General features: G+C 33.0%; 13 protein-coding genes. 6 read left to right on the plus strand and 7 right to left on the minus strand.

Going from position 1 to position 14,909, the window contains the following annotated elements; genetic code table 11:
* Window positions 1-29: 29 nt before the first annotated feature.
* On the plus strand, window positions 30-1,316 hold the full coding sequence (locus E9099_RS15325) for a glycosyltransferase family 4 protein (RefSeq protein WP_136584410.1): 1,287 nt from the start codon (window positions 30-32) through the stop codon (window positions 1,314-1,316).
* A gap of 13 nt (window positions 1,317-1,329) precedes the next feature.
* Window positions 1,330-2,781 carry a polysaccharide biosynthesis C-terminal domain-containing protein gene (locus E9099_RS15330; protein WP_136584411.1) on the plus strand — a complete coding sequence of 484 codons (1,452 nt, stop codon included), beginning with the start codon at window positions 1,330-1,332 and terminating at the stop codon, window positions 2,779-2,781.
* Window positions 2,782-2,855: 74 nt separating this feature from the next.
* On the opposite strand, the gene E9099_RS15335 is transcribed toward E9099_RS15330, so the two are convergent.
* Together E9099_RS15335 and E9099_RS15340 are read right to left on the minus strand one after the other, a co-directional pair.
* A complete protein-coding gene (locus tag E9099_RS15335; RefSeq protein WP_136584412.1) occupies window positions 2,856-4,037 on the minus strand; it encodes a hypothetical protein in 1,182 nt (393 codons plus the stop codon).
* 164 nt (window positions 4,038-4,201) lie between these two features.
* Window positions 4,202-4,831, minus strand: coding sequence for a hypothetical protein (locus tag E9099_RS15340; RefSeq protein WP_136584413.1), 630 nt, complete (start codon window positions 4,829-4,831; stop codon window positions 4,202-4,204).
* A 205-nt stretch (window positions 4,832-5,036) separates the two neighbouring features.
* Here E9099_RS15340 and E9099_RS15345 point away from each other — a divergent pair, with 205 nt between their 5' ends.
* The gene (locus E9099_RS15345) at window positions 5,037-6,086 is read left to right on the plus strand and encodes a DUF3667 domain-containing protein (RefSeq protein WP_136584414.1); all 1,050 of its coding nucleotides are present in this window, start codon (window positions 5,037-5,039) and stop codon (window positions 6,084-6,086) included.
* Between the two features lie 138 nt (window positions 6,087-6,224).
* Here the strand turns inward: E9099_RS15345 and E9099_RS15350 are convergent, their stop codons facing one another.
* Both E9099_RS15350 and uvrA read right to left on the minus strand, forming a co-directional pair.
* Window positions 6,225-6,797 (minus strand): hypothetical protein, encoded by a 573-nt coding sequence (locus E9099_RS15350; protein WP_136584415.1) that lies wholly within the window; start codon window positions 6,795-6,797, stop codon window positions 6,225-6,227.
* Window positions 6,798-6,813: 16 nt separating this feature from the next.
* Window positions 6,814-9,597, minus strand: a complete 2,784-nt coding sequence (gene uvrA, locus E9099_RS15355; protein WP_136584416.1) for an excinuclease ABC subunit UvrA — start codon at window positions 9,595-9,597, stop codon at window positions 6,814-6,816.
* Window positions 9,598-9,832: 235 nt separating this feature from the next.
* Between uvrA and E9099_RS15360 the strand changes: the two genes are divergently transcribed.
* Entirely contained in the window at window positions 9,833-10,417 is a 585-nt protein-coding gene (locus E9099_RS15360) for an RNA polymerase sigma factor (RefSeq protein ID WP_101021005.1), read from the plus strand.
* A 56-nt stretch (window positions 10,418-10,473) separates the two neighbouring features.
* Complete coding sequence (locus E9099_RS19275) at window positions 10,474-10,629, plus strand: hypothetical protein (RefSeq protein WP_168800762.1); 156 nt, start codon at window positions 10,474-10,476, stop codon at window positions 10,627-10,629.
* 152 nt (window positions 10,630-10,781) lie between these two features.
* Here the strand turns inward: E9099_RS19275 and E9099_RS15365 are convergent, their stop codons facing one another.
* On the minus strand, window positions 10,782-11,429 hold the full coding sequence (locus tag E9099_RS15365; protein WP_136584417.1) for an endonuclease III domain-containing protein: 648 nt from the start codon (window positions 11,427-11,429) through the stop codon (window positions 10,782-10,784).
* Between the two features lie 35 nt (window positions 11,430-11,464).
* Between E9099_RS15365 and bcp the strand changes: the two genes are divergently transcribed.
* Window positions 11,465-11,920 carry a thioredoxin-dependent thiol peroxidase gene (bcp, locus tag E9099_RS15370; protein ID WP_136584418.1) on the plus strand — a complete coding sequence of 152 codons (456 nt, stop codon included), beginning with the start codon at window positions 11,465-11,467 and terminating at the stop codon, window positions 11,918-11,920.
* Between the two features lie 74 nt (window positions 11,921-11,994).
* Here bcp and E9099_RS15375 read toward each other — a convergent pair whose 3' ends face one another.
* Window positions 11,995-12,714: a YebC/PmpR family DNA-binding transcriptional regulator gene (locus E9099_RS15375; protein WP_101018784.1), complete on the minus strand. Its 720-nt coding sequence runs from the start codon at window positions 12,712-12,714 to the stop codon at window positions 11,995-11,997.
* A 139-nt stretch (window positions 12,715-12,853) separates the two neighbouring features.
* Window positions 12,854-14,899 (minus strand): carboxy terminal-processing peptidase, encoded by a 2,046-nt coding sequence (locus E9099_RS15380; protein ID WP_136584419.1) that lies wholly within the window; start codon window positions 14,897-14,899, stop codon window positions 12,854-12,856.
* Window positions 14,900-14,909 lie beyond the last annotated feature (10 nt).

A 14,909-nucleotide genomic window follows, 5' to 3' on the forward strand; every position in this document is an offset into this window, starting at 1 on the left:
AGGCTTAATTTCCGCGAAAGCGTTATATAATGGATAAAAAAAAGGTACTGATTATTACTTATTATTGGCCACCAGCAGGTGGACCCGGGGTACAGCGCTGGTTAAAATTTGTTAAGTACTTACCAGATTTTAATATAGAGCCTATTGTATATTGTCCTTCAAATGCCAATTATCCTATTGTAGATAAGACATTGTTAGATCAAGTTAATCCTGATCTAATAGTACTTAAACAACCTATAAGAGAGCCTTATAAATTGGCGCAATTGTTTTCAAAAAAAAGCAACACTATAAGCAAAGGGATTATAGCAGAACGGCAAAAACAAAGTCTAATAGAGCGTTTAATGTTATTTGTAAGAGGGAATTTTTTTATCCCTGATGCGCGTAAAAATTGGGTAAAACCGTCTGTTAAGTATCTAGCAACTTACATACAGGATTTTAAAATTGATACTATTATTACTAGTGGTCCTCCACATAGCTTGCATTTAATTGGTATGGCGTTACAAGCGCAATTGGGAGTTAAATGGATTGCAGATTTTAGAGATCCTTGGACAACTATTGGATATCATAAACAATTAAAATTGACAGCAAAGTCTAAAAAAAAACATAAGGATTTAGAGCGTAAAGTACTTAATAATGCCGATCAAATTATAGTTACGAGTCCAAGTACAAAAGTAGAATTTGAGCAAATTACTAAGCAACGTATTCAGGTTATTACTAATGGTTATGATAACGAAAAAGTAACTGTAACGGCGTTAGATAAAAAGTTTACACTCTCTCATATAGGCTCTTTATTGTCTAAAAGAAATCCAGAAGTCCTTTGGAAAGTGTTGCATGATTTGGTTGAGGAGGATGCTGAATTTGCATCTCAATTTCAATTAAATTTAATTGGTGCAGTAGGGGTGGAAGTATTGCAATCTATTCAAATATATAATTTAACTGATAGTTTAAATAATATGGGTTATGTTTCGCATAGTGAAGCAGTTGTGTTTCAGAAAAAGTCTCAATTATTATTGTTAATTGAAATAGATTCTGAAGATACCAAAGCCATTATTCCAGGTAAGTTATTTGAATATATGGTCGCTGATAGACCTATAATTGCAATAGGTCCGCGAGGTGCAGATGTAGCTTCAATCATTAAAACAACCAACACAGGTCAGTTTTTTGATTATCAAGACTATGACAATTTAAAGAATGTTATAAAACAACATTTTGAGGCTTTTAAAGTTAATAATTTAAAATCGTATCCAATAGGTCTGCAACAGTATTCTAGACAACAATTGACTAAGAATTTAGCAGGGCTTATAAACCCTTCATAACTTATTTTAATATATGGGAATAGTCATTAATCAATCTATCAAAAACACTATTATAACTTATTTTGGTTTTGGTATTGGAGCTATTAATGTTATTTTTTTATACACCCAATTTTTAACAGAAGAGTACTTTGGTTTAATCACTTTTATATTATCCACTGCAAGTATATTAATGCCTTTTATGGCATTTGGTGTGCACAATACTATTGTTAAGTTTTATTCGTCTTTTAAAAGCCGACAATCTCAAAATAGTTTTCTAAGTATTATGCTTTTGCTGCCTTTGCTGCTTATTATTCCGTTAGGGGTAATCACGCATTTGGCTTACGATAGTATTGCGAATTGGTTGTCTAAGGAGAATGCAATCATAAAGGATTACACATGGTTAATCTATGTGTCTGCAGGTGCTTTTGCTTATTTTGAAGTCTTTTATGCTTGGAGTAAAGTACAATTGCAAAGTGTGTTTGGTAATTTTATGAGTGAAGTGTTTCATAGGGTTGCTACAACGATACTGCTTATTTGTCTTTATTTTGGGTATTTAACGGTAGATCAGTTAATTTATGGCATTGTCATAGTTTATGTTATCCGCGCATTTATAATGACACTGTATGCGTTTAGTTTAAGACTACCTAGTTTTAGATTTACTAAAATTCCTAATCTATCTAGTATTTTAAAATATTCAGCTTTAATAATTATTGCAGGTTCCGTGGCTAACATTATTTTAGAGATTGATAAGTTTATGTTAGGTCAGTTTGAAGCACTAAACAATGTTGCTTATTATGGCGTAGCAATTTATATAGCCACAGTTATTGGTGTTCCTGCACGTGCAATGCATCAAATAGCAAATCCGTTGACGGCTAAGTTTTTGAATGAAGGGAATACGGTCGAGTTAAAGACCTTGTATCAAAAAAGTTCGATTAACTTATTTATTATTAGTGGGTTTATTTTTTTGTGTATTATTATCAATATAAGTAAGCTGTATCTTTTGATACCAGGAAATTATAGTGAAGGGTTTATTGTTGTTTTGGTAATAGGTCTGGCTAAGTTGTCCGATAACTTAATTGGAAACAATAACGCTATTCTTTTTAATAGTGATTATTATAGAGTTGTCCTCATGTTTGGGGTATTGTTGGCAATATTAACAGTCGTTTTAAATTTAATTTTTATTCCTGTTTATGGTATTAATGGGGCAGCGTATGCTAGTTGTATTACGATATTTACGTATAATATAATAAAGTTAACGTTTGTCTACAAGAAGTTTAAAATGCATCCTTTTACTATTTCGACATTTAAAACATTAGTTTTAATTGGTGTTTGTGGATTAGGTTTATTCTTTTGGGAATTCCCTTTTCATCCCATAGTAGATATTGCTCTAAAAACATTGCTATTATCTATAGTCTATGGTTTGTCCGTTTATAAATTTAATTTATCAGAAGATATTTCTAAACTATTAAATCGTTTTATACCATAAAAAAATCCTACAAACGGTTGCTTGAGGGCAAACAACTGTTTGTAGGATTCTAATGTTTCAACTAATTTTTAGTATTATCTAGTCCTTGTACTTCTTGTCTTTGAAGAAGAACTTCTAGAACTGATTGTTCTTGGCTTTGACGTTGATTTTCTAGTTGTTGTAGATTTTGTATTGCTTCTATTTGATTTCGTACTTACAGTATTTCTTGTTCTAGGCGTGCTGCTTGTTGTATTACTTCTAGTTCTTGGAGTAGAAGTCGTTGTTTGATTACCTCTTGTTCTTGGTGTACTCGTTGTGGCGCTATTATTTCTAGTTCTTGGAGTAGAAGTCGTTGTTTGGTTACCTCTTGTTCTTGGTGTACTCGTTGTAGCGCTATTATTTCTAGTTCTTGGAGTAGAAGTCGTTGTTTGGTTACTTCTTGTTCTTGGTGTACTAGTTGTAGCGCTATTATTTCTTGTTCTAGGAGTCGCATTAACTGTTCGGTTTCCTCTTGTTCTAGGTGTTGTAGTTGCCCTATTGTTTCTTGTACGTGGTGTATTATTTACTCTAGGCGTTCTACCATCATTTCTAGAGGCTAAACTTCTGTTTCTTGAAATTGAATTCCCTCTTCTATTAGCTACAGCTGTTCTACGTCTACTATTGTTAACGTAAGGTCTATCATATCTGTATCTTGTAGGTGTATAATGTTGTCTGTAAGGCGTCGTATATACTACACGGTAGTGCGTTGAAGGTAACGTGTAATATGAGTGCCATGCTCTGTAAACATAAGCTCTGTTGTATATGTTAATAAATCCTGTACAATGAGAATAATTGTTGTAACGGTTATAGTGTACATATAATCCACCAACACGGCTAACATAACCTCTGCTATTATAATTGATGTAAACATTTCCTACTTGGTTTACACGACCATAATAGTCATAATAAACAGGAGTGTTTTCTACTTGTATGATAGCTCCAAATTCGTCATACTGTACATAAGCACCATAATCGTAACCTGTATTAAAACTGATACTTGTATTTCTGTTATTAATTTCTAAGTTAATTTTAGGACCGTAATTAGGCATATAAAAGTCAAACTGTCCATCTGCATACACAGAAAATTCAATTCCTGATTCTTCAAATATGAAAGAATTTCCGTAACCTCTTACATAAGTGTTGTTGATGATACCATCATCTAATGTATTTTTTGTGTCTGCATTAACAGTAAACCCATTAAGGACTAAAGCTGTTAATAAAAGGAATATGTTTTTCATAATGTATTATTTTAATTGTTGAACACTAACATAATTACAAGCATCGTGCCAAAAATGTAAAACACAGTAAAAGCAAGGGGTTTAAGAGTGTTTATGAAGTTTGTAAATAACAAAAAAGCCAGAAACATCAGTTCCTGGCTTTTTTTATTGGGACAAAAAAGTAATTATTTTTTAATTTTTTTAAGTTTAGATTTTTTAGTTTTCACTCCTTTTTTATAATAATAGTAATCATCATTATGGTTAGGTTCATATTCGTAATGCCCATTATTAGTATTATATCTATTGACTTGACCTACCGTTTTGATTAATTGACCACGTGGGTTATATTGTAGACGCATACTTCCAATTTGACTGACTAAACCTTTACGGTTGTAGGCGATGTGTACAGAACCTAAACGTTTGATTTGTTCACTTTTATTATAATTTAAAAACACATTACCAATACGTCTAACTTTTCCATCTCTATCATGCGTCACAATCATACCACGATTTCTTGGATTAGAATAACTAACCTGTCTTCCTGGTGCGCCATAAGTTGTATTTATAGAGCTTCGTTTTGACTTGCTAGATCTGTAATAGGTGTCACCTTGCGTTTGTGTTGTCTGTGTATTAAAATCAAAACTTCCATCAGGAAAGATTAGAAATTGGACACCACGTTCTACAAACAAGATTGGTTGTGTGTAATAGTTTCTGTTTAATACTAAATCTTCACCTTGCGATGCAGACTTAGTTTCTGCTGTTACGGTTGTTAATCCAATTAACATACCTGTAAATAATAGTATTAATTTTTTCATAGTATTAAGGATTTAGATTTTGCCTACTATTGTAGCGTTTCGGCATTCGCTGTGTTGCTAATATAGTTTCAATAGCTGTGCCAAACTTGTTAAGTATTGCCTTTACTGCTATTCTAAGCGGTTTTAGGAAATGGTTTTAATCTAAATCTCAATCGAAAAGTATTAAAAAGAATACTATATTTACTGTTGTAAAAACCAACTACCAATGTCTTTAAAGTATAGCACGTGTAAAAATTGCGAAAGTGATTTTAAATCTGGATTTGATTTTTGTCCGCATTGCGGAATGAAGGATAAAGAGGATTTAACACTGGGGATTTTGTTTAACAATACTTTAAATAATTATCTGCTATGGGATTCTAAGTTTTTCAAGAGTTTTATCCCTTTAATGATTAAACCTGGATTTTTATCCAATCAATTTATAGGCGGTAAGCGATTATCTTATTTGCATCCCGCACAATTATATTTGTTTATCACATTTGTGTTTTTCTTTTTGTTTTCTTTTCAGACGAATAGAGTAGAGCAAGAGTTGAATGATGGCTTTAAAACAGAATCAACTAAACTATTAAATGAGGTTCAAACGGTAGAAGTCGATTCGGTTAAAAGAGCAGAAATTAAGACAATACTAAATAAAAATAAGTATTTGTCTGGGATGACAGATAAGGAGATTGACTCCATAGTCTCTCAAAAGGATCTCAAGTCAAGTAATTCCGTGTCCTTTGGATATAGTACCCAGAAAATAGATTCATTATTAGCTGTAAGTGCTTCTGAGGATACAATTTATAAAGCTATGGGAATGACTGATAATCCAGGTTGGTTTGATAAGATGTTATATCCTCAAATGTTGAAATTTCATAAGGACAGAAAGGCAGGATCGATATGGGTTTCTATGATTAATGCGACGCCAATCGCTTTGTTTATTTTATTACCGCTTTTTGCTTTATTTTTAAAGTTGTTTTATTGGAAAAAAGGTCGCTATGCGTATCACTTAGTGTTTTCATTTCACTTTTTCGCCTTTATTTTTATGGTCTTTAGTCTTTTATTAATCGCTAATCTTATAATCGATGTCCCTAATTGGATAAATTTATTAATAACATTATCTGTCTTTTTCTATTTTGTAATATCAACTAAGCGTTTTTACAATCAACGTTGGCGTTATAGTATTTTAAAAAGTGGTATTATATCCTTTGTGTTTTTAGCACTATTGGTACCTATTGCTTTTGTGGTGTTGGCATTTGTTTCCTTTTTGTTTTATTAAATCAGAATTTGAATAGGAGAGTCGTCTATTAATTATTTTTTCGGTTAAACCGAAATTAAATAACTTAATGCATAACTGTATTTTGACTTAATGAAACTGTTTTTTAGAATAGGAAGTGTCTTTTTTTAAACGGAAACCCTAAGATTGGGCATGCCAAATAGGAAGGTTAAAATATTGACTTAACACTTCAGCATCGATAATAATAGTTTTTAGTTTACCATGATCCACTACATTCATTCGTGTGGCATCTTTTAGTACTAAATTAAGTTCAAAGCTTTTGTAATTACCATTCTCACCAGATATGGTTTCGCCAATAATCTGTAAAGCGACAATGTTTGATAATGCAGTGCTTTTTTTTGGATTTTGCTTATTAAATCCGCGATAAAAACGATTACTATGTGTATTAAAAACAATAGGTGAAAAATAAGAAAGCAGTAAAAAATTACCTGCAATAAAAAAGGCCGCACCGGCGACAGTTACAATGCTGAATAAAAATTCGAAAGTTTTAGTCTTTAAATACGAAGCAATACCTGCGTACAAAAAGGCATAAGCCACACCAACAAATAGTAGCGTAAATAGTGCATAACCAAGCGATGGTTTAAATTTAAACCCATATCTAGTCTGAGATAAAACGTGTGTTTCAAAATTTGCACCTCCGCTTATTGCGGGTTTTGTAGATACTTTTTTTTTGATCGTTTCTAAATCAGTCATTGGAGGTTGTAACTGGTTATAATTTATCCTTCAAATACTGTGCGGTCACACTTGCTTTTACCTTTACAACGTCTTCCGGTGTACCAAAAGCAACTAGTTTTCCGCCATTTTCTCCACCTTCAGGGCCTAAGTCTATAATGTGATCGGCACATTTGATAAGTTCTAGATTATGCTCCACCACAATTATGGAATGTCCTTTCGCAATTAATGCATAAAATGATTTTAATAATTTCTGGATATCATGAAAGTGTAGCCCAGTCGTAGGTTCATCAAAAATAAACAAGGTCTTATCCTTTGTGTTTCCTTTTCCTAAAAAGGTTGCCAATTTTATACGTTGTGCTTCTCCACCAGACAGGGTAGAACTGCTTTGCCCTAACGCTACATAACCTAAACCAACGTCTTGAAGCGGTTGTAATTTATTTTTAATTTTTACAGCCCCATTTTTATCAAAAAAGGCAATAGCATCATCAATGGTTAGATTTAAAATATCATCAATATTTTTATCGGCAAAAGTAACTTCTAAGACTTCCTTTTTAAAACGCTTGCCTTTGCAGGTTTCACATTCTAAATGGACATCTGCCATAAATTGCATTTCGATAGTTACTTCTCCTTCACCTTTGCAGGTTTCGCAGCGTCCACCATCTACATTAAAGCTAAAGTGTTTTGCGGCGTAATTGCGAATCGTACTGAGTTTTTGCTTAGCATATAAAGCTCTGATGTCATCATAGGCTTTAACGTAAGTCACGGGATTTGATCTAGAAGAGCGTCCTATAGGGTTTTGATCTATAAATTCGATATTTTTTACAATACTATAGTTTCCTTTTATTTCGGTAAATTGACCCGCTTTATCACTAAAACCAGTCAAATGCTTTTGTATAGCAGGAAATAATATTTTTTTAACCAACGTACTTTTTCCACTACCAGAAACTCCTGTAATTACGGTCAACATCTCTAATGGAAAAGAAACATCTATGTTTTTTAAATTATTTTCTCTAGCGCCAATAACATCAATACTATATTTACTGGTACGACGTGTTTTAGGGACTTCAATCTTTAAAGTTTCATTTAAATATTGAGCGGTTAACGAATTTGATTTTAATATATCCGCATAGGTACCGACAGCAACAACTTCTCCTCCTAAAGTACCAGCTTCTGGTCCGATATCTATTATCTGATCGGCTTCTTTCATGATATCTTCATCATGTTCTACCACAATAACAGTGTTTCCTAAATCACGAAGTTGTTTTAAAACTTGTATTAAACGTTCTGAATCTTTTGGATGTAAACCAATACTGGGTTCGTCCAAAATGTACATGGATCCTACCAAACTACTCCCTAAAGAGGTTGCTAAATTAATACGTTGACTTTCTCCACCAGATAAAGTGTTTGATTTTCTGTTGATCGTCAAATAGTCTAATCCTACGTTATGTAAAAAGCTTAGTCTATTTTTAATTTCAATTAATAAACGTTCTGCAATTTTAGCGTCGTAATCGTTCAACTCAATTTTATCAAAGAAACTCGCTAGTTTATTTAAAGGTAATTCTACTAAATCGGTTAACGTTGCATTACCAACCTTAATATAATTGGTTTCTGGTCTCAAGCGTTTACCATGACAAACTTTACATAGCGTTTTACCTCGGTAACGAGATAACATTACGCGATTCTGAATCTTATACGCTTTGCTTTCTAGCTCGGCAAAAAAGCTGTTTAAGCCTTCAAAGTACTCATTACCTTCCCAAATCAGGTTTTTATGTGCTTCACTTAATTGAAAGTAAGGTTTGTGTATCGGGAAATCAAACTTATGCGAGTTATTAACCAATTGGTCCTTATACCAACTCATACTATCACCACGCCAAGGGAATATAGCGTTTTCGTAAATCGATAAAGCGGTATTTGGGACTACTAAATCATCATCAATACCAATAACATCTCCATAACCTTCACATTTTGGACAGGCACCATAAGGGTTGTTAAAACTAAATAAATGGACATTGGGCTCTAAAAATTGAATATTATCCAATTCAAATTTATTACTAAAATGACGAATGGTATTATCTGCTAAGGTTTGGATGTAACAATTACCTTTACCTTCAAAAAATGCTGTTTGGATAGCATCAGCTAATCGGTTATAAAAATCCTCATCGTCTTTAGTTACAATTCTATCAACAACTAAAAAAAGATCGTCAGTAGACGTTAGATCTTTAGCGTCGTCAATTCTGATCACTTTATCTTTTACTTTTATCCTAGCGTAACCTTGCGCATTTAAAGCACTTAGTTTGTCTTGTAGCGCACGACCTTCTTCTAAAACTAAAGGCGCTAATAATAGTAGTTTTTCGTTTAAAGCTAAACTTTGGATGTATTTTGTAACGTCTGTAACCGTATCTTTTTTGACTTCTTGACCAGAAATAGGAGAGTAGGTACGTCCAACTCTAGCAAATAATAGTTTTAAATAATCATAAATCTCTGTCGTTGTTCCCACAGTAGATCTAGGATTGGTACTATTTACTTTTTGCTCGATAGCAATAGCAGGTGCAATACCCTTTATATAGTCTACTTTAGGCTTATTAAGACGTCCTAAAAACTGTCTGGCATAACTACTTAAACTTTCGACATAACGACGTTGCCCTTCTGCGTATAGCGTATCAAAAGCTAGACTAGATTTTCCAGAACCAGATAATCCTGTAATGACTACCAGTTTACGTCGTGGAATAACGACATCTATATTTTTAAGATTGTGCAATTTTGCACCTTTTATAATAATGTTTTCTTTTGGATTTACTTCAGAAAGCGGTGTAGTCATAGTCTTTTTTACATCTAAAACACAAAGATAACACAAGTTAGGCACCTTTTAAATATCTTTATTGTGCAATAAAATGTTAAAAATTTAGTTTTATTTTGTTTTTTCGGAATGATTGTTGTTATATTTGAATCCTAACAATATGTTAACAAAACTTTATAGCCTATAGCACAACATTACTTTTTATTTTATAAACCCCAAGCTGAAACCTTTTTTTGGCGCCCAAAAAGTAATGATTATGCAAAAAGTAACAATCACAGATGCTATTCTCGTTAGTAACTACATTAAAGGAGAGGAATCTGCTTTAGAGGTATTGATTACTCGACACAAACAACGTATATACAGTTTCATTTATTCTAAAGTTTACGATAGAGATATTGCTGAAGATATTTTTCAGGATACTTTTATTAAGGTGATACGTACTTTAAAACGCGGTAAATATAATGAAGAAGGTAAGTTTTTACCTTGGGTAATGCGTATTTCTCATAATTTAGTTATTGATCATTTTAGAAAAAATAAACGTATGCCAAAATTTGATAATTCAGGCGAATTTGATATTTTTTCAGTAATTAGTGATAGTGCTTTAAATGCAGAGAAATCGATGGTTAAAGCGCAGGTAGAGGCAGATGTTAGACGGTTAATTGAAGAATTGCCTGGAGATCAAAAAGAGGTTTTGGTTATGCGTATGTACAACGATATGAGTTTCAAAGAAATCTCAGAACGTACAGGCGTTAGTATTAATACAGCTCTAGGGCGTATGCGTTATGCATTAATTAATATGAGAAAGGTTATCGAAAAGCACAATATTGTTTTAACAAATTAATAAGACAATAAAGTAAAAGTTTGCTCGTTATCTGTGTATACCTTAAACATATATACATGGCGAAAATTTACTCAGAACAATCGAATACCCCCAAAAAACAAAACTTTAAAATGAAACCTAAAGAACAAACGATAAGTTTTATTTTAAATTATTCAAAGGCTTTAAGTGTTATAAGTTATAAAAATTTGAAGTTTGAAGCACTTCAAAACTAATTTTGAAAACGTCCTGATCATTTGATTAGGACGTTTTTGTTTATAAGTACTTTCCTTTTTACAAAAGTCATAAACAACCGTCTTTACTATAAAAAGGGAAGCGTTAATTATTAGTTAAAAACCATCAACGATCAAATAATTAACGATCAATTCTACTTATAATAGTCCTTTAAAACAGTCGCACGACCAATAGTTTTGGTAATAATATCCTTTTCTAAATCCCAACCTCTGGCAGGAGAATACTCGCGACCATACCATATAATTTGTAGGTGTAGATCATTCCAGGTATCTTCTGGAAATAGGCGTTTAGCATCTTTTTCGGTTTGTTGTACGTTTTTACCGTTAGTTAAATTCCAGCGGTACATAAGTCTATGTATGTGTGTATCCACTGGAAAAGCAGGTACGCCAAACGCTTGACTCATAACTACACCAGCAGTTTTATGTCCCACAGCAGGGAAAGTTTCTAAGGCTTCAAAGGACTGCGGTACAATACCATTATAGTCTTCGACTAACATTTTTGATAAGCCGTAAATCCCTTTACTTTTCATCGGTGATAAACCACAAGGTCTAATAATAGCCTTGATCTCTTCGACACTCATTTTAATCATATCATACGGATTATCTGCTTTAGCAAATAATAAAGGTGTAATTTGATTGACTCTGACATCTGTACATTGCGCAGAGAGCAGCACAGCAACTAATAAGGTGTAGGGATCTTTATGATCTAACGGAACAGGTATTTCTGGATAGAGCTTATTTAACGTATTTATAACAAAATCTACCTTTTCTTGCTTAGTCATTAGTCGTATTTTTGAATTAAACCAAAATTACAACTATGAATACATTAAAACAAGGCGATAAAGTACCAAATTTTACAGTAAATGATCAAGATGGACATCCTGTGTCATTATCCGATTATAAAGGAAAAAAGCTAGTTGTTTTCTTTTATCCTAAAGCAAGTACACCTGGTTGTACTGCCGAAGCTTGTAACTTAACAGATAATTATAAAGCGTTACAAGATAAAGGGTATGAGATTTTGGGAGTTAGTGCCGATTCTGAAAAAAGACAAACCAATTTTAAAAACAAATATAGTTTTCCGTTTCCGTTATTAGCGGATGAAGAAAAAGAAGTTATTAATGCTTTTGGGGTTTGGGGTTTAAAAAAGTTTATGGGTAAAGAATATGATGGTATCCACAGAAAAACCTTTTTGGTTGATGAAGATGGAGTAGTAGCCCATGTTATTGATAAAGTGAAAACTAAAGATCACGCAGCACAAATTTTAGAGCTGTAATAACAAGTATAAGTGTATGAAAAAAAAGCGACCTGTTGGTCGCTTTTTCTATAAATAAGAGTTTGAAAACGCGATTATTCCGCAGTTTCTTCCATGGTATGATATACGTTTTGTACATCATCATCCTCTTCTAATTTCTCTAATAATTTTTCGATATCTACAGCTTCTTCTGGCGTAACTGCTTTTGTGACTTGAGGGATACGCTCAAACCCTGAAGATAAAATCTCAATGTCGCGACTTTCCAATTCTGCTTGGATTGCTCCAAAGCTTTCAAAAGGCGCATAAATTAAAATTCCATCATCATCAGCAAAGACTTCCTCTGCACCAAAGTCAATAAACTCTAATTCTAATTCTTCCGGATCTAATCCTTCTGCATTAAGTCTAAAGTTACAAGTGTGGTCAAACATAAATACAACAGACCCTGAAGTCCCTAAGCTACCATCACATTTATTAAAATAACTACGGACGTTAGCGACAGTACGCGTATTGTTGTCGGTTGCAGTTTCTACTAATATTGCTATACCATGTGGGGCATAACCTTCAAAAACAACTTCTTTATAATCACCAAGACTTTTATCACTAGCTTTTTTAATAGCACGCTCTACATTGTCTTTTGGCATGTTGACTGCTTTCGCATTTTGGATAACTGCACGTAAACGTGAGTTACTGCCAGGGTCTGGTCCGCCTTCTTTAACTGCCATTACAATATCTTTTCCAATACGTGTAAAGGCTTTACTCATTGCCGACCAACGTTTCATCTTACGTGCTTTTCTAAATTCGAAAGCTCTTCCCATGTTATATATGTTTTTATATTTCCGCTATAGCGAAAACTAAATAGTTAAAAATAATTTTAATAATTACAAATTTAAAAAAATCTTTCACTTTTAAGTTACTCTTTAGACATATGTCTGTCCAAATACTTAGCTTTTGTAATTAATCTTTAAGATTAATTAAGTCTTTTAAAATTGAATAGGTTTCTGCAATGTAAATATCTTGTGATAATTGATTGATAATGCCAGCATTTAAAGAATCATTATCCGTGTTATAATGGCTTGCTTTTTCAGTAGAAGCGGTGTTAGACACTGCGATTACGACCTGGTCGGTGTCATTAGGGAAAATTTGATTATATAATGTTCTTTTTTGTTCTCTAGTTTTATTGACCTCGTCTAAGGTTAATGCATATTGCGGTCCTAAAGCAAAAATGCTTTCTTTTAGCTTTATATTATTTTCGGCTATTTGTGTAAAAGCAGTGTTGGAAGCTAAACGTTGTTTGTTTTTACTAATTAGTGTACTGTAATCCTTTTTTTGTAATGGTTTAAATATTTGTTCTGGAGTAACGGTATCGTTTTGTAAAGCATAGTCATAAAACTGTTCTCCGCTATCCAAATCATTATACACAGACGGTAGTTTTACATCTGGAATAATACCTATGGCTTGATGACTTTGTCCCGTGACACGGTAAAACTTTTCCATAGTAATTTTGCAATACCCTATGTTTTTTGTGTCGTCTAGAGCAAGAATGCTTTGTGCACTAGATTTACCATGGGTTGTGGACCCAACAATTAATGCCCGATTGTAGTCTTGCATGGCGGCAGCAAAAAACTCTGAGGCAGAAGCGCTATAGTTGTTAACCAAAACAATGACAGGTTTATTAAAATAAGTACCACGTTTAACATCTCTAATCGTATAGGTGTCTTTAAGGTTTGTTTTTATTATGGTAACAGGGCCACGATCTATAAACATTCCTGTTAATTCAATCGCTTCTCCCATAGAGCCACCACCATTAAAACGTAAGTCAATAAGCAAACCTTGTATGTTTTGCTTTTGAAGTTTGTATAATTCCTTAGCAAAATCAGAGCTTAAACCACGCCCATTTATGGACTCGTCGTTAGTATAAAACCTAGGGATTTTAATATAACCTAACGCCTTGTCTTCGCCTATTAAAAAGCCTCTAATAGCATTGTCTTCGACTTTTATTTTAGTTTTAGTCAGTGTAATATTTTGCTCTGTTCCGTTTTGCTTTTTAATCAAAAAAGACATCGTTTTGTGGTCTTCTTTGTTGCTAAAAGCTTCAATAGCGTCGTTGGACACGCACAAGGTTTTTAAGGTGGTCCCATTGGCGGTTAATGAAATAATGACATCTTCAGTTTCGATATTCCCATTTTTAAAAGCAGCACTTCCAGGTGTAATTTGTGCAATTACGATTTGTCCTTCTTTATTTTTTTCTGTTGTTATCCCAAAGGACAACTGATTACTGGATAAACCACTTTCGTAAATTAATTTTTCTGTAGGATTAAAAAATACCGAGTGTGGGTCATGATATTGTAAAAAAGCATTAATAAAAGCATCTTTTACGTACCGATCTAAACCACCACTTGTGCTAGAAAATTGCTCTAATAAACACAATTGATTTCTAATAACATCTAAACGTGTACTAGCTTCTAAGGTTGCAAAATTAGCTTTGATATATGCGATGTCTTCGGTATTGTCTAGCAAACTAGTCATAACTTTATAACCGACTAATTTTTCTATACTAGTTGCTAAAGCATTGTAATCTTTGTAGTAAACGTATTGATCTGCTGGTTTATATTGTAATGTTAAACCTCCAGAGTAATCTGGAACACTAGTATTTAAACGTTCAAGGATTGTTTTAGTATCTTGGATACGTTTTGCTAATACTGTTTTAAACTGCTCTACAAACGTACAATTATCGGTTAATAAATAGTCGTCTATTTGAAATTGATCCGCTTTAAATTGAGTAATATCCGTTTGAAGAAAGTAATCTTTGTCTTCGTCTAAGCTTGTAATAAATAAATCAAACACCCCTTTTGATAAACTATCATTAATGGCTTTAGGCTGATAATGGTTTTCTTTGACCAATTGCTTTACAGCAACTAGTTGTTGACAGAATAAGGTGTCTGATTGTGCGTAAGAAATACTAGAAAATAAGAAAGTAAGTAGGAGTAGGGGTTTGTACATATTGGGGATT

The organism is Psychroserpens sp. NJDZ02 (assembly GCF_004843725.1).
In the GTDB taxonomy this organism is placed as follows: domain Bacteria; phylum Bacteroidota; class Bacteroidia; order Flavobacteriales; family Flavobacteriaceae; genus Olleya.

What these genes read in the sequence shown, in the direction of transcription:
- E9099_RS15350 (WP_136584415.1), bottom strand. Translation starts at nt 6,797, where the DNA reads ATGACTGATTTAGAAACGATCAAAAAAAAAGTATCTACAAAACCCGCA.
- E9099_RS19275 (WP_168800762.1), top strand. Translation starts at nt 10,474, where the DNA reads ATGGCGAAAATTTACTCAGAACAATCGAATACCCCCAAAAAACAAAAC.
- E9099_RS15365 (WP_136584417.1), bottom strand. Translation starts at nt 11,429, where the DNA reads ATGACTAAGCAAGAAAAGGTAGATTTTGTTATAAATACGTTAAATAAG.
- E9099_RS15345 (WP_136584414.1), top strand. Translation starts at nt 5,037, where the DNA reads ATGTCTTTAAAGTATAGCACGTGTAAAAATTGCGAAAGTGATTTTAAA.
- bcp (WP_136584418.1), top strand. Translation starts at nt 11,465, where the DNA reads ATGAATACATTAAAACAAGGCGATAAAGTACCAAATTTTACAGTAAAT.
- E9099_RS15325 (WP_136584410.1), top strand. Translation starts at nt 30, where the DNA reads ATGGATAAAAAAAAGGTACTGATTATTACTTATTATTGGCCACCAGCA.
- E9099_RS15335 (WP_136584412.1), bottom strand. Translation starts at nt 4,037, where the DNA reads ATGAAAAACATATTCCTTTTATTAACAGCTTTAGTCCTTAATGGGTTT.
- E9099_RS15380 (WP_136584419.1), bottom strand. Translation starts at nt 14,899, where the DNA reads ATGTACAAACCCCTACTCCTACTTACTTTCTTATTTTCTAGTATTTCT.
- E9099_RS15330 (WP_136584411.1), top strand. Translation starts at nt 1,330, where the DNA reads ATGGGAATAGTCATTAATCAATCTATCAAAAACACTATTATAACTTAT.
- E9099_RS15375 (WP_101018784.1), bottom strand. Translation starts at nt 12,714, where the DNA reads ATGGGAAGAGCTTTCGAATTTAGAAAAGCACGTAAGATGAAACGTTGG.
- E9099_RS15340 (WP_136584413.1), bottom strand. Translation starts at nt 4,831, where the DNA reads ATGAAAAAATTAATACTATTATTTACAGGTATGTTAATTGGATTAACA.
- E9099_RS15360 (WP_101021005.1), top strand. Translation starts at nt 9,833, where the DNA reads ATGCAAAAAGTAACAATCACAGATGCTATTCTCGTTAGTAACTACATT.
- uvrA (WP_136584416.1), bottom strand. Translation starts at nt 9,597, where the DNA reads ATGACTACACCGCTTTCTGAAGTAAATCCAAAAGAAAACATTATTATA.